Source organism: Cloacibacillus sp. (genome assembly GCA_036655895.1).
Taxonomy (GTDB): Bacteria; Synergistota; Synergistia; order Synergistales; family Synergistaceae; genus JAVVPF01.
Window position 1 is genome coordinate 1 of sequence record JAVVPF010000027.1, and the last position, 15,132, is coordinate 15,132.

At 57.6% G+C, this 15,132-nt stretch carries 11 protein-coding genes; 9 read left to right on the forward strand and 2 right to left on the reverse strand.

Annotated features, from left to right (window positions below):
* Positions 1-229: 229 nt before the first annotated feature.
* Positions 230-1,729 carry a monomeric [FeFe] hydrogenase gene (locus tag RRY12_09190; GenBank protein MEG2184840.1) on the reverse strand — a complete coding sequence of 500 codons (1,500 nt, stop codon included), beginning with the start codon at positions 1,727-1,729 and terminating at the stop codon, positions 230-232.
* Between the two features lie 170 nt (positions 1,730-1,899).
* Complete coding sequence (locus RRY12_09195) at positions 1,900-2,541, reverse strand: acetyltransferase (protein MEG2184841.1); 642 nt, start codon at positions 2,539-2,541, stop codon at positions 1,900-1,902.
* A gap of 236 nt (positions 2,542-2,777) precedes the next feature.
* Between RRY12_09195 and RRY12_09200 the strand changes: the two genes are divergently transcribed.
* The 9 genes from RRY12_09200 to RRY12_09240 all read left to right on the forward strand — a co-directional run.
* Entirely contained in the window at positions 2,778-4,967 is a 2,190-nt protein-coding gene (locus RRY12_09200; GenBank protein ID MEG2184842.1) for an AMP-binding protein, read from the forward strand.
* Positions 4,968-5,131: 164 nt separating this feature from the next.
* Positions 5,132-5,746 carry a TetR family transcriptional regulator gene (locus tag RRY12_09205; protein MEG2184843.1) on the forward strand — a complete coding sequence of 205 codons (615 nt, stop codon included), beginning with the start codon at positions 5,132-5,134 and terminating at the stop codon, positions 5,744-5,746.
* Between the two features lie 99 nt (positions 5,747-5,845).
* The gene (locus tag RRY12_09210; protein MEG2184844.1) at positions 5,846-7,117 is read left to right on the forward strand and encodes an efflux RND transporter periplasmic adaptor subunit; all 1,272 of its coding nucleotides are present in this window, start codon (positions 5,846-5,848) and stop codon (positions 7,115-7,117) included.
* A complete protein-coding gene (locus RRY12_09215) occupies positions 7,118-10,270 on the forward strand; it encodes an efflux RND transporter permease subunit (GenBank protein ID MEG2184845.1) in 3,153 nt (1,050 codons plus the stop codon). It begins immediately after the preceding gene.
* Entirely contained in the window at positions 10,263-11,768 is a 1,506-nt protein-coding gene (locus RRY12_09220; GenBank protein ID MEG2184846.1) for an efflux transporter outer membrane subunit, read from the forward strand. Before RRY12_09215 ends, RRY12_09220 begins: the two co-directional genes overlap by 8 nt.
* A 224-nt stretch (positions 11,769-11,992) precedes the next feature.
* Positions 11,993-12,787 (forward strand): glutamate racemase, encoded by a 795-nt coding sequence (murI, locus tag RRY12_09225; protein ID MEG2184847.1) that lies wholly within the window; start codon positions 11,993-11,995, stop codon positions 12,785-12,787.
* 98 nt (positions 12,788-12,885) lie between these two features.
* Positions 12,886-13,731, forward strand: coding sequence for a tetratricopeptide repeat protein (locus tag RRY12_09230; GenBank protein MEG2184848.1), 846 nt, complete (start codon positions 12,886-12,888; stop codon positions 13,729-13,731).
* A 1-nt stretch (position 13,732) separates the two neighbouring features.
* A complete protein-coding gene (locus tag RRY12_09235) occupies positions 13,733-14,650 on the forward strand; it encodes a DUF4037 domain-containing protein (protein ID MEG2184849.1) in 918 nt (305 codons plus the stop codon).
* A gap of 9 nt (positions 14,651-14,659) precedes the next feature.
* Positions 14,660-15,132, forward strand: a 473-nt coding sequence (locus RRY12_09240; protein ID MEG2184850.1) for a DUF4125 family protein, incomplete at its 3' end; no start/stop codon positions are given.

A 15,132-nucleotide genomic window follows, 5' to 3' on the forward strand; every position in this document is an offset into this window, starting at 1 on the left:
ATATTTGCCAGATAAAATATTTATAAGTTCATTTATCCTGTGGAGGTATAATACACTCGTTTTTTTATTTGTCAAGCACAATGTTTTCTGTTTGCGAAGTTTGAGGAATGCGCCTCACTTTATGATGTTGAAAAGCGCCGCCCGCGCCGCAATCAAAACGCCCCCGATGGTCTATGACCTCGGGGGCGTTTTGTCTTTAGATGAGTTTAGGTTGTTTGACGACGTGCGCTCAGTCGGCCGCTCTTTCTTCGTGCGGGACGACGAGCGGCGCGCTTTCTGCGACCAGTTTCTCCACACCGTCGCGGCCCTTGCCGTCGCGCACGGCCACTCCCGCTCCGCAGACGCAGCCGCCGGGGCAGGTCATCACCTCTATAAGATCGTATGGAGCGCCGTTTTTAGCATAGGCGCGCAGCCGCGCCATCGCGGCTTTGTTCAGGCCGTTGACGCATGAGGTGCGAACGCCGCTGCCGTCTCCGAGCGCAGCCTTTACCGCCTCCGCGACGCCGCCGCTTACTGCGAAACCGCGGCCCTGCGCCGATGCTTCGGCCTTTAGTTCCGCCTCAGCGCACTTTGACGGGTCTATGTGCGCCGCCTCAAAGAGAGCCGCCAGCTCCTCAAAGGTCATCACATAGTCCACGCAGGAGTCTTCCATTGCCTCCTTGCGTTTTGCGACGCAAGGCCCTATGAATACTGTGACGTTTTTTGGATTTTTCGTCTTTACCATCTCTGCGGTGAAATGCATCGGCGTAGGAGTGTCTGAGATGTGCGCCGTAAGCTCCGGCATGTGGCGGCGCGCCGCCTGTATGTAGGCGTGGCAGCATGAGGTGGTCATGAAGGGACGCCCGTTTTCCATGCGTTCGCGCAGCTCCTCCGCCTCTTCGACGGCGGTGCGGTCTGCGCCGATAGCCACCTCTGCTGCGTCTTTGAAGCCCAGTTCGCGTATCGCTGTGACGAGCTGTCTGTAGCTTGCGGAAAATTGTCCCGCGATGGCGGGCGCGGTGAGCGCGTATATTTGTTTGCTGCTGTCGAGCGCGCGCAGTATGTCGAGTATCTGGCTTCTTTCAAGCACGGCGCCGAACGGGCACGAGGCGACGCAGCAGCCGCAGCTTATGCACTTTGCGTGGTCGAGCGCCGCCACTCCGTTTTCGTCCTTGTGTATGGCGTCCGTTGGGCAGTGCTCCTCGCAGGGCACCGATATTTTAGCAATAGCGTGATATGGGCACACCTCTTTGCACTTGCCGCAGTTTTTGCATTTGGACTTGTCGATGGCGGAGGCGCCGTTTACCACATGTATCGCGCCGAAGGGACAGGCCGTCTCGCAGGGGCGCGCAAGGCATCCCTGGCAGAGTTCCGTGACGAAGTAGCGCGCGTTGACGCAGCCCTTACAGGCGATGTCGATGATGGTGAGCGGAGAGCCTTCAAATTTCGGGCGTTTCAGCGCCCTGTCCGCGTATTCAAGCAGCGAGGTCATCTCGTCGTCTTCCTCGACGGAGAAGCCCAGCCCCGCGAGCACGCGCAGGCGCACGATGGCGCGCTCCTTATAGACGCAGCAGCGGTATTTCGCCGAGGAGCCGGGCGGTATGTGCTCAAAGGGCAACTTTTTTATGCGCTGCCTGAAGGCGCTGTCCTGAGCGTAGCTCCCGCCCTGCACCTCGCGGCTTTCGAGATAGGCCTCCGAAACGCTCTTTATAACCCATCGTTTGACATTTACAAGATGATTGAGCAGCATTTTTACATTCTCCAATCCGGTTCTGGTATGGCGAATTTTATATCTGAATTCGGAATTTGGCAATAACTTTGACAATTATTCAGAAGAGATAAAATACTCGCCTCATCGCGCGGCGCAAAAAAGCCCGGCTTTAGGCCGGGCCGTGATGTTTGCGTTATTGGAGGAGCCTGTCAGTCGGTTTCTACTACCGGCGTCATTATCCGGCGCGCTGGCGTTCCCACGTAGGTGCCGTTTGGCGGGAGATTTTTTACCACGGTGCTTCCCATGCCGACCGTTACGTTTTCGGATATCTTTACGTAGGGGCGGATTATCGCGCCCATTCCGATGAAGGCGCCGGGGCCCACTTCGCAGTTGTTTGCGATGCCGCTTTTAGGACCCAGGTGCGAAAAACTGCCGACCTTGGCGTCGTGCCCGACAAAACAGGTGGACTCGACGATGCAGTGGTCGCCGATGACGGCGTCGGACTCGATGAGACAGCCCGCGAAGACGACGCTGCCCTTTCCTATTCGTATGGAGCTGTGGACTATGCCCAGCGGATGCACAAAGACCGGCCAGCATACGTTCTTGAAGCGCGAGGCTATCTCTTTTCGCGCCTCGTTTGCGCCTATTGCGATGACGGCCATCGTATCCGCCGTGTCCGGCATCGCAGAGACCGGCCCCAATATCGGGATGCACCAGAGCGTTTTTCCGGCAAGCTCGGGGTCGTCGTCGTAGATGCCGGCGCATTCGACGCCGCAGGCTTCAAGCGTGGAGAGCACGACCTTCGCGTGGTCGCCCGCTCCGATGAGAAATACTTTATCCTGTGATTTCATTTTCATCATCCTTTCGGCATAAAATCAATGAATTCTGCTTAGTTTTATTGTAACCTAATCCAAGATAAAGTAAAATGAAATACGCCGATTTAAAAGCTCGGCGAAGGGGCGGGCGGACCTATTTGCCTCTATTTAGAGATAAAGAGCGTCTTAAACGGATGTATCATGGTATAATTGTCCAGTATACCGGATAGCAATATCCACTATTGCTGTAAACGTTCAACGGAGGGGTCTATTTGCGTCGACTGATTGTGAAACTTATACTGCGCCTGTTCTTCAACGTAAAGGTCAAGGGCTGGGAAAACTGGGAAAACGCCGGAGAGGGCGTACTGATCGCCCCAAACTACGTCTCGTTCATCGACCCGCTGATACTTGCCGTATTTCTTCCTGCGAAGGTGCCGTTCGCAATAGAACGGCGGCTCACTCAGAAAAGATTTGCGAACCTCTTTCTGCCGATAGCGGATACGCATATACTGGACGCCGATGCGCCGTTCACGCTGAAATATTTTCTTAACCTGCTGAAAAACGGAGGCCGCTGCGTCATATTCCCGGAGCTGCAGCCCACGACCATAGGCAACCCGATGAAGGTCTCGCGCGGCGTGGCGATGATAGCCGACCACACAGACGCAAAAATCCTCCCCATACATATCGAAGGCACACAGCGCACGCCCTTTTCTCGCATACAGCATAAGCGCGGAGTGCGCTTTTTTTCAGACGTAACCATCACAGTTTTTCCGGTGACAAAACTTGAGATACCGAACGACGTGAGCGGCTCTGCCAGAAATGCCGCGGCGGGGCGCGCTCTTGAGCGCATCATGGACGAGGCCTCGCTTGCCTCGCGCCGCAAGGAAAAACCGTTCTGGGACGTACTGCTCGACGCGCGCCGGGAGTTCGGCGGCAGCGTTCGCATCTTCAGCGACGCGGGGGCGAAGCCCGTCACCTACAACGGCTTCATCACGCGCGTTCTGCTAATAGAAGAGGCGTTAAAACAGGAAAACTTAAGCGAGACGAACTTGGGCGTGCTGCTTCCCACCTCTCTTGGCGGCGTAGTGACGCTCTACGCGCTCCAGAAGATGGGCAAAGTGCCCGCCATGCTCAACTTTTCGCTCGGGCCGCGCGCTTTGGTCAACTGCTGCAAAACGGCCTGCCTCAAGACCGTCATATCTTCGCGCAAATTTATAGAAATCGGCAAGCTCGAAGCGCTCACAAACGCCATATCGGAGGCGGGCATACGCATCTTCTGGCTTGAAGACGTAGCTCCGCTCATCACGACGCGCAAAAAATTATCGGCCGCTCTGCGAACGCCGTTTCTGCGTTCCGCGCCGGTAGACCCAGCCGCCGTTGAAAAGCCCGCCGTCATTCTCTTCACCTCAGGCTCCGAAGGCGCGCCAAAGGGCGTCGTGCTCAGCTATAAAAACCTCAACACGAACCACGCGCAGATGTTCACGCGGGTCGACTTCTACCGCTCCGACCGCGTGCTCAACGCGATGCCCATCTTCCATTCGTTCGGCCTGTGCGGCGTCTTCATGCCGGTGTCGCTTGGATTTTTCGTCTACCTCTACCCGACGCCGCTGCACTATAAAAATATCGCCACCATTTGCTACGACGAGCGTATAACGCTGCTCTTTGCGACGGACACCTTCCTTGCCGGATACGCGAAGGCGGCGAACGACAACTACGACTTTGCGACGATGCGCCTTCTCGTGCAGGGCGGCGAAAAACTGAAGCCCTCGACGCAGCAGACGTGGTTTGAACGCTTCAACGTCCGCATAACGGAGGGCTACGGCGTAACGGAGGCCTCTCCGGTGGTCGCCAACAACTACTACGCGCACCACAAGAGCGGCACCGTCGGCACGCTGGTCGCCGGCATGCAGCACCGTCTGGAGCCTGTGGAGGGCGTGCACAAGGGCGGACGGCTCTGGCTGAAGGGCGACAACATCATGCTCGGGTATCTGCGCAGCACGAACCCCGGCGTGCTTGAACCGCCCAAGGACGGCTGGTATGACACGGGCGACATCGTAGACATCGACGACGAAGGCTTCGTCACCATACTAGGCCGTGCGAAACGCTTCGCAAAGATAGGCGGGGAAATGATCTCCCTTGCCGCCGTCGAAGAGGCGATGCAGGAGATATGGCCCGAAGAGCAGCACGCGGTAACGATGGTGCATGGCGCGAACCGCGAGACGCTCACCGCCGTCACCACCAAAAAAGACCTAAAGCGCGACCTCGTGCGCCAGAAATTCGCCGAAATCGGCATGGCGGAGATAGCCATACCGCGCAAAGTCATATATATGGAGACAATCCCCATCCTCGGCAACGGAAAGACGAGCTACGTCGAGCTGGACGAGACGCTGAAAAACATGGCGGCCGAAGAGGAAAAGGCCTGCGAAGGCCAGCCGTGCCAGGAGGATGCGAAGGCGGAGTAGCGTTTCTGCAAACGAAAATATCTAGTGAAATATACGAACGGAGGCGGCGTCGACAGACGGCCGCCTCTAAAATTTTCCGTCTATTCCCATCTTGACATACCTACTCGTAGGTATGTATAATTCATCAGTCTGCCAACAAAATCATAGCGGACGGAGGTGATGGAATGCGAAGGACGAAAGAGGAGGCGCAGGAGACGCGCCTGCGGATACTTGAATCGGCGCTCGACATATTCTCGGAGAAGTGCTATTCAAACGCCTCTCTCACAGAGATAGCGGAGCATGTGGGGCTTTCAAAGGGCGCTCTTTACTGGCATTTTAAAAATAAGAACGACCTTCTGCTGCAGCTTATAGAGACTCTATGCCGGGGCAACGAGAGAAACCTTGAGTCCGTAATACAAAACCCGGAAGACAGCCAAAAGCTCAGGAACTATTACAAGACAGAGCTGACCCGCCCTCTCACCGACAGCCGCTACCAGAAGATACACAGGCTCATGCAGCGCCGCAACGAATGGCCGGAGGAGATACAGCTCAAGGTCCGCGCGGTGGTGGCCGACTCAATAGCGCGTGACAAAAAAATGGTAAAAATGCTAATTGAGAGCGGTCAAAAAGAGGGTAGAATCAGAAATGATCTATCGGCGGAAGCAGTCGCCGTGCTTTTAAGCTCGATATTCCACGGGCTTTGCGTCATGCAGCTTTCAGGGCTGCTGCCAAAGGAGTTCCCGGAATATACGGATATTCTTTTTGACGCGATGACGAAGGAGTTAGCGGCAAATAAATAGTTTCACCTATGATTTTCCGTAGTTGCAAGAGGTCAGTCACCACAGCCGCGCAATGCGGCAAAAGCGTTCAGATATTCAGAAAGAGAAGGTGCATATAGTATGCAAGCCCCAGAAGACAAGAGAAACATCGAGATCGACAGCAGGAAAAAAAGCTCATCATTGATTCGTATCGCTGTCGTAGTCATCATCGCGGCCGCGGCCATCTACGGCTACAAGGCCTTCATCGCGGCGCCGAAAGCGCAGATGCAGTCTCAGGCGCCGAGCGAACCGTTCGTGCTCGTAAAGGCGGTCGAAAAGGCCGACACATCCGCGCAGCCGTCGGAGTACGTAGGGCGCGTGGAGGCGATACAGCAGGTCTCCGTGACGCCGCAGGTATCGGGCGAGCTTGCGAAGGTCTGTTTCAAAGAGGGCTCGATAGTAAAAGCAGGGCAGCTTCTTTTTCAGATAGATCCCGCGATGTATCAGGCGACCGTCGCTTTGCGCAAAGCCGAGCTTGAAAAGGCAAAAGCCGCGCTCGACGCAGCCTCAAAATATTACAAAAGAGTGATGGCGGCGGACGCGCGCGCCGTATCTGCGGCCGAGAAGGACAACGCGGAGGCGGCCGTACTGGCGGACCGCGCGGCCGTTTCACAGGCCCAGGCCAACCTGCGTCTTGCTGAGATAAACCTTGGCTATACGCGCATCACCTCTCCAATAACGGGCAAGATAGGCCTTGCCAATATCACAAAGGGCAACTACGTGACGCCCGCCTCCGGCGCGCTTGCCACCATCGTGCAGACGGACCCGGTTCGCGTCAGCTATTCGCTGCCTGACAGGGACTACCTAGACCAGCTCGAGTTTTTCAAAAAGGCGGGCGCCGTCTACAAGACGAGGCTCATCCTGAGCAACGGCGCGGAGCTCAACATACCGGGCCAGCGCGACTTTGAAAATAACACCGTAGACCAGGGCACCGGTACCGTGATGATGCGTCTTCGCTACACCAACGACGGAGGAATGCTCATCCCAGGCGAAATGGTGCGCGTCTTCACGAACCCCGTCAAAAGCCGCATAGTCAACGTCATCCCGCAGACGGCTATCATGGCCGACACAAAGGGCGACTTTGTTTACGTTGTGGGCGACGGCAACATCATCCGCCACGTCCGCGTCACGCTCGGCCGCGAGCTGGGCTCGCTGCGCGAAGTTGACGGAGGCCTCTCCGTCGGTCAGAAGGTCGTCGTTGCGGGGCTTCAGAGCCTGCACCCCGGCATGAAGGTCAAGATAGACACCACGTCCGCGGCAAACGCAGGCGATTCAAATTCCATTCTTGAACAGGGCTCCGGCGCGGAGATACTTCCTTCGCAGGACGCAAAGGACAAAGGGGCGAAACAATAAATGTTCGCAAAATTCTTTATAGACCGCCCTCGCTTTGCGGTAGTCATCAGCGTGCTGATGGCTCTCGCGGGCGTCATAGCGGGATTTTCGCTGCCTGTGGCGCAGTACCCCAACGTAACGCCGCCGCAGATACGCGTTTCGACGACATACCGCGGCGCTGACGCAAGCACCGTCGCAAACACCGTAGGCGCCCCTCTTGAAGAGATGGTAAACGGCGTCGACGGCATGATATACCTGAACTCGACGTCGAGCAACAACGGCGAATACCAGCTCTACATCACCTTCGCCACCGGCACCGACCCCGACATGGCGCTCGTCCGCGTTCAGAACCGCGTCTCTCAGGTGACGCCGCAGCTCCCGTCGGAAGTTACGGCGGAGGGCATCACAGTTGAGACCTCGTTCTCGGACACGCTGGGCTTCATGTCGCTCACCTCGACCAACGGCACCTATGACGAGCTGGCGCTGATGAACTACGCCTACTCGAACATCAGAAACACGATGAAGCGAGTGCCGGGCATGGGCAACGTTCAGGTCTTCGGTTCAAAGTACAGCATACGCATCTGGCTCGACCCTGTGCGCATCTCGTCGCTGGGGCTTTCTATCAACGACGTCTCAAACGCCATCCGCAGCCAGAACAAACAGGCCTCTATAGGCTCCATCGGAGCCACTCCGGGCGAAGGCGACAACCCTATAGTCTATTCGCTGATGACCAAGGGACGTCTTTCAAACTTAAGCGACTTTGAAAACATCATCGTCCGCACCAACGCGCAGGGCGGCGTCGTCAAACTGCGCGACATAGCGAAGATAGAGCTCGGCTCTGAGATCTACAACACGCACGCCAGCAACAACGGCGCGCCCGCCGCTATGATATCGCTCTCGCAGGCGGCCGGCTCAAACGCGCTCAACGTCATGGCCGGCGCGAAAAAGACGATGGCCCTGCTTGAACAGTCGATGCCGAAGGATATGAAGATGACCGTAAACTACGACTCGACGCTCTACGTCAAGGCCACCATCAAGGAGATACTGGTGACGCTTCTGCTCACCTTCTCGCTGGTCGTGCTCGTCTGTTATCTCTTCCTTCAGGACTGGCGTGTCACTATGGTGCCTGTAGCCGCCATCCCGGTCTCGCTGCTTGCCACCTTCGCGGGGCTTGCGGCCATGCGCTACAGCATCAACATACTTTCTCTCTTCGGGCTCGTGCTTGTCATAGGAACGGTCGTAGACAACGCTATAGTCGTCGTCGAACGAGTGCTCTTTATAATGGACAGGGACGGCTGCTCGCCTGAGAAGGCCACCATCCAGGCAATGAAGGACGTCACAGGGCCTATGACGGCGACGACGCTCGTCTTCCTCGCCATCTTCGTCCCAGTCGGATTCATGGGAGGCATCACGGGCGAGATATACAAACAGTTCGCGGTCACTATCTCGTTTGCCGTCGTCTTTTCGCTGGTGGTGGCGCTCACGCTTTCTCCTGCCATGTGCGCGCACATGCTGCGTCCCGTTGAACCCGCGAAGTCCGGCCCTCTTAAGTGGTTCAACAACATGCTGGCCGGCGCTACGCGCGGCTACGTCGGCGGCGCCGTGTGGCTTGCGCGCCGCACGCTGGTGACGGTCGTCATCCTCTTTGGCGTGCTTGGCTCGTGCTGGCTCATATCCGCCACGATGCCTACCTCGTTCATACCGGAGGAGGACCAGGGCGTCGTCTTCATTACGATGCAGCTTCCAGAAGGCGCCACACAGGCCCGCGCGCAGAAAATATCGCGCTCCCTGGCCAGTGAGATACATACGGTGAAAGGCGTCAAAGACGTAATGACCATCGACGGCATAAACCTCATGGGCGGCAGCGGAGAAAACGTCGCCAGTATATTCACGCCGCTTCTGCCGTGGAATGAGCGCAAAACAAAAGACGTCCAGCTTTCCTCGATAGTTACAAACATCAAGGCTATCGCCGCGAAATATCCGCAGGCGCAGATCAACGTCTTCACGCCGCCTCCGATCATGGGCCTCGGCATGGCCTCAGGCCTTGACATGAGGCTGCAGTCGACGGAGGCGAACGACCCGGAAAAACTGGCCGAGGTGATGCGCGCACTTCTTTCGCAGCTTAACCAGCAGCCGGAGTTCCTCTACGCCTTCAGCTCTTACACGGCGGACACGCCTCACCTTTTCCTCGACATCAACCGTGAGAAGGCGGAGCTGATGAATGTTGAGATAGGCACGATCTTCTCAACGCTGCAAACCTATTTCGGTTCTGCCTACATAAACGACATCAACATAGGCACGCAGGTCAACCGCGTCATGGTCCAGTCGCAGTGGCAGTACAGAAACAATATCGAAAACATAGGCGGCATCTTCGTCAAAAACGCAAACGGCCAGCAGGTGCCGCTCCAGAGCATACTCTCCGTGCGCAAGACGCTCGCGCCGCGCGCCATCGACCGCTACAACCTCTTCCCGAGCGCCGGCATCACGATAGTCATGAAGCCCGGCTTCTCAACGGGACAGGGCATCACGCGCGTCGAAGCGGTCTCAAAACAGGTGCTGCCGCCCGGCTATTCCTACGAATGGTCCGGTATGACCTATCAGGAGCAGAGCGCTCAGGGCGGCATCATCATGGTGCTTGTGATAGCGCTCATCTTCGCCTATCTGTTCCTCGTCGCGCAGTATGAAAGCTGGAGCGTCCCTGTGCCGGTCATACTCTCGCTGCCTGTCGCAATGTTCGGAGCTTTGGGCGGCCTGCTCGTAATGAGGCTGTCGCTCTCCATCTACGCGCAGCTTGGGATACTGCTGCTCATAGGGCTCGCCGCGAAGAACGCTATACTCATCGTCGAGTTCGCGAAGGAACAGCGTGAGGAGCACGGAGTGCCGCTCATACAGGCGGCCGCCATCGCCGCGGGCGAACGTTTCCGCGCAGTCCTCATGACGGCCTTCACCTGCGTGCTGGGCGTGCTTCCGATGCTCTTTGCCTCCGGCGCCGGCGCCGCTAGCCGCAAGGCCGTCGGCACGACGATGTTCTTTGGGATGAACGCCGCTACGATCTTCGGCATATTCCTCGTCCCGGCGCTCTACGTCCTCTTCCAGGGCACGCGAGAGCGCATCAAGGGACGCGTCGGAAACGCGGTCAAGAAAGATGAAGGGGAGGCGCAAAACAATGACTAAGATAAACAAAACGCTTTGCGCGTCGGCCGCGCTTCTTATAATTTCCGCAGGGGCGGCGTTTGCCGCTCCCAAAGCGGCGGCGCAGCTTTCGTCGGCCGACATTCAGATGAAAAACGGCGAGTGGACGCAGATGGCGCAAATCTATCCCGTGCCCGCCGTATCGAACGACATCTCAGAGGTTCTCACGCCAGAGGTGCTCGCCGGCTGGTGGGACTCCTTCAGCGACCCCGAGATGACGAAGCTGATCCTGCGCTCGCTTGAAAACAACAGAAACATCGCGGCGGCGCGCGCAAAGGTGAACGAGGCCCGCGCCACTCTCGGCATCAGCCGTTCGACGCTGCTTCCGTGGCTCGACTCCAAGAACTTCTGGAACGACTCAAGGACGCCGGCCGCGGCGGGCGGTACCGGGAGCGATTCAAATATCTATAAACTCGGCATCGACGCCTCCTGGGAGCTTGACATCTTCGGCGGGAACCGCCAGAAGGTGAAGGCGCAGCAGGCGACGCTTGAGGCGCAGTACGCGGCGCTCTATTCAACATGGACGACGCTCGCCTCCGAGGTGGCGGTCAACTACATCTCACTGCGCACGCTCCAGGAACGTCTCACCATTGCCAACTACAACCTCGGCCTCCAGATGAGCACAGTCGAGATACAGCAGTCGAAGGTCGATTCTGGCCTCTCCGATTCGCTTGCGCTGAAGCAGGCGCAGTATACGATGCAGCAGACGAAGGCCAGCATTCCAAACATTGAGGCGGCGATCGAGCAGACTTTGAACGGCCTTGCGATACTGACAGGAGAGGTGCCCGGCACGCTCCACGCGGAGCTTGCAGCGAAGGCCCCCATCCCGCAGCTTGCCGCAAAGGAGCTGATAGGGATACCGGCGAACGCCATTCGCCAGCGCCCCGACATAAGGCAGGCCGAACGCCAGCTCGTGGCGCAGATGGCGCGCAAAAAATCCGCGCAGGCGGATCTGTGGCCTAAGTTCAGCCTCATAGGCTCAATAGGCACAGAGGCCGGAAACTGGGGCGGCCTCTTCACCGGCCCCGCGAAGCTCTACAGCTTCATGCCGCAGATAAGCTGGCCCATTTTCCACGCCGGAGCCATCCGCAACAACATCAAGGTGCAGGGTGCCATACAGGAACAGCTTCTTGCCGCATACGAGCAGACCGTGCTCGGCGCGGTAGGCGAGGTGCGAAACGCGCTCTCCGCAAACGTGCAGGAATATCAGCGCAACGAGTCGCTGCGCTTAGGCAAAGAGGCCGCGCAGGTGGCCCTTGACGTCGCAAACGACAAATACGCAAACGGCCTTGTCGATTTCACGAACGTCATAAGCGCCCAGACCGCGCTCACGCTTCTCTCTGAGGAATATGCCGTAAGCCAGGGGCAGATATCCAGCAACGCGGTTCAGCTCTTCAAGGCGCTGGGCGGCGGCTGGCGTCCGATGGAAGAGGCCGAAAAAGCGCTCTCCGAAGCGGCGAAGCTGTCAAAAAAGAAATAAGGCGGCCGCTCTTTTAGCCGCAGTGCAAAAAACATAAAAGGCGCGGAAGGCCCGGGAAACCGGAGCTTTCCGCGCCTTTTTGCGGCAAAGACAAGAGGCGTCTCGCCTCTGTTTTGCCGCCGGCATAAAAATTGCCCGTTGAATTTTTCTTCGTGCGGCTGTATTCTTTTTTTCGTAAATTTGTCCGCGCCTCGCGGCGCGAAAAGGAAGTATAGATCACCGCAATGAAAATAGGTATATTTGATTCTGGGATAGGCGGCCTTTCGCTCCTTCAATGCGCGATGGAGAGGCTTCCCAACGAGGACTTCATCTATTACGCGGATGAAAAACACGTGCCCTACGGAGAAAAGTCACGGCGCGAGATAGAGGGCTTCGTCGCTGAAATAATCGCCTTTCTGCTGGAAAAAAAGGCGGAGGCCGTCGTCATCGCCTGCAACACCGCGACAAGCACCGCGACGAAGGCCTTTCGCGGCCGTTTTCCCGTGCCGGTCGTAGGCATGGAGCCGGCAGTCAAAAGGGCGCTCGACCTCTACGGCGAAAGCGGCAAAAGGATATTGGCCGCCGCCACGGAGGTCACAGTAAAGGGCGAAAAAATGCACCGCCTCATCGAAGAGGTGGACAAAGAGCGCCTCACCGATCTGCTGCCGCTGCCGCGCCTGGTGCGCTTGGCCGAGGCCGGCCTCTTTGATTCGCAGGAGGCGGAAGACTACCTGCGAACCGAGCTTGCGCCCTACGACATGGGAGGCTATTCCTCGTTCGTGCTGGGCTGCACGCATTTTAACTTTTTCAAAAAAACGCTGCGCGGGCTGCTTCCCCCTGACGTCCGTTTGGTGGACGGCAACGAAGGCACCGTGAACGAGCTTTGCAGAAAGGCCGCGCGCGCAGCTCCGCGCGAAAAAAATGACGGCGACGCGCGCAGCGTTGAATTTTATATATCGGGGAGGCTCGCCTGCGGCGGCTCCCGGGCGCGATTTTTATCATATCTTGCATGGCTTTCGGAGATGGCGCGCATAAATTAAAGGCCGCCTCTTGTGCCGTTTCGTTTGTTTGGCGGCGAAAAATAGGCTATACTCAAAAATGAAATCCATGTAATTTATAACGAAGGCGGCGGATAGGCTTGGAGATAGAAAATATTTTACGGCAATACGACGAAACGCTCGCGGCGGGAAAGATAAAGGAGGCCGGGGCCTTCCTTGAAAAAACGGCGCGGGAAAGCGAAGAGGCGCGTGACCTCTCGGCCGCCGTCACGCTCTACAGCGAGCTTGAAGGCTTTTGGCGCGCCGCATGTGAAAAAGAAAAATGTTACTCCGCCGCGGAGAAGGCGCTTTTGCTGCTCGAAGCCGCCGGCCTTACAGACAGCGCCGCCTTCGCCACAGCGCTTTTGAACTACGCCACGGCAAAGACGGCCTTCGGCGAAGCGCAGGAGGCGATGTCAGTCTTCAAAAAGCTGGAAGAGCACTACTTGCGGCTCATACCCGCGGAGGACTACCGCTTTGCCTGCCTCTACAACAACATGGCCCAGTGCCTGCTCCGGCTTGGCTGCGCCCGCGACGCGGAAAGTTATTACGAACGGTCGCTTGTTCTGCTGCGCGCCTCCGACGACGTTGCAGACGAGACGGCCACCTGCAACTCGAATATCGCCGTCTGCATGATGGCGGACGGACGTCTTGCAGAGGCGCGCGCGGCGCTTGAAGAGGCCTGCGCTATTTTTGGAGAAGCCTCCGGCAGCCCGCATTATGACACGATGCTCGCCTCTTTCGGCCAGCTTGAATTTATCGAAAAAAATTACGACAAGGCCGCTGAATACTACAGACGCGCCGCCGAGGGCGTCGAAGGGCGCTTTGGGCGCAACCTGCATTTTGCCGCGCTCTGCCGCAACCGCGCAAAGGCGCTTTCTGCCGCCGGAAAAACTTTCGAGGCTGCGCAGTGCAGAGAGCTTGCAGAAAGCGCGCAAAGGCGCTGATATGCAAGGGCTTGAACTTTGCCGCCTTTTTTACGAACAGTGCGCCGCGCCTGAAATCGAAAAAAACTTTGGCGCGCGCGCCTCGCGCGTTGCAGCGGGGCTAGCCGGACAGGGCTCCGACTGTCTGGGCTACGACGACGAGCTCTCGCGGGATCACGACTTCGGCCCCGGCTGCTGCCTATGGCTCACAGAGGCCGATTACGCGGACTTCGGCTGCGCGCTTGGTTCGCTCTATGCCTCTTTGCCAAAGGAATTTATGGGCTTTCGCAGAAACACGATGCCGCAGGGCGAGGGACGCGTCGGCGTCATGCCGGCAAGCCGTTTTTACAGGCAGCTCATCGGCTCCTGCGGCGTTCCGCAGGACGAGCCTTCATGGTTTCGCATACCGGAGCATTTTCTTGCGGCAGCCACAAGCGGCGAAGTCTTCCGCGACGACGAAGGCGGCTTCAGCCGCGTCAGAAACGCGCTGCTTCGCTGCTACCCGCGCGACGTGCTCTTAAAAAAACTTGCGGCGCGTCTTTTTGTAATGGCGCAGGCGGGGCAGTACAACTACCCGCGCATAATGAAAAGAAACGACGCTGGGGCGGCATCGCTCGCTCTTGCGGAATTTGTCAGCGCGGCGCTCTCCGCGCTGCATTTGCTGAACGGCCGCTACACGCCCTATTACAAATGGGCCTTTCGCAGCGCGCGCGAGCTGCCGAAGCTTCATGGCGCCGTCATGGAGCTTGACGGCCTTTACGCCGCGACGCCCTGCAACCGCGCGGAAATTATAGAATCTGTCTGTCTCATGGTGGGGGAGCATCTGAAAAAAGAGGGGCTTTCCTCGTGCCGGGACGGTTTTCTCGTGCCTCACGCGGAGGAGATAATGCGGAAGATACAAAGCGACTATCTAAAAAAAATGCCGATTTCGGCTGGATAGGAGAGCGTCATGGAAGAGCTGGATAAAACGATAGAAGAAATCATAAAGCTTGAATGGGATTTTTTTGACAAGGTGCAGAACGAGGGCGGGCGCGCCTTCTGTCAGGACGACTGGGAGACCTTCAGCCTCATGCGGCGCAGCCAGTATTCGGCGTGGAGCCGCGCGATGCTTGAAAGCTGGCGCGCGGACCTTCTGCGCGCGGCGGAGGAAGGCCGCAACCCCATGACGGAGAAATACGGCTATATGATGGCGCACTCAGAGCCGTCGCAAAACGCGGAGCTGCTGAAAAGGCTGCCCGCAGTTTCGGATGAGAAACGGAAACTTTGCCGCGCAATAGTTGAAAGGCTGCTTGCGCAAAACGAAGGCTTTCGTGAAAAATATCCGCGTCTTTCCGGCCGCGGGCGTCCGCTGCGCACGGAGGAGGAGAAGGCGGCTGGGTGGACCTCCGTCGAGACCTATCAGAGCGGGGAACTGCTGACCTA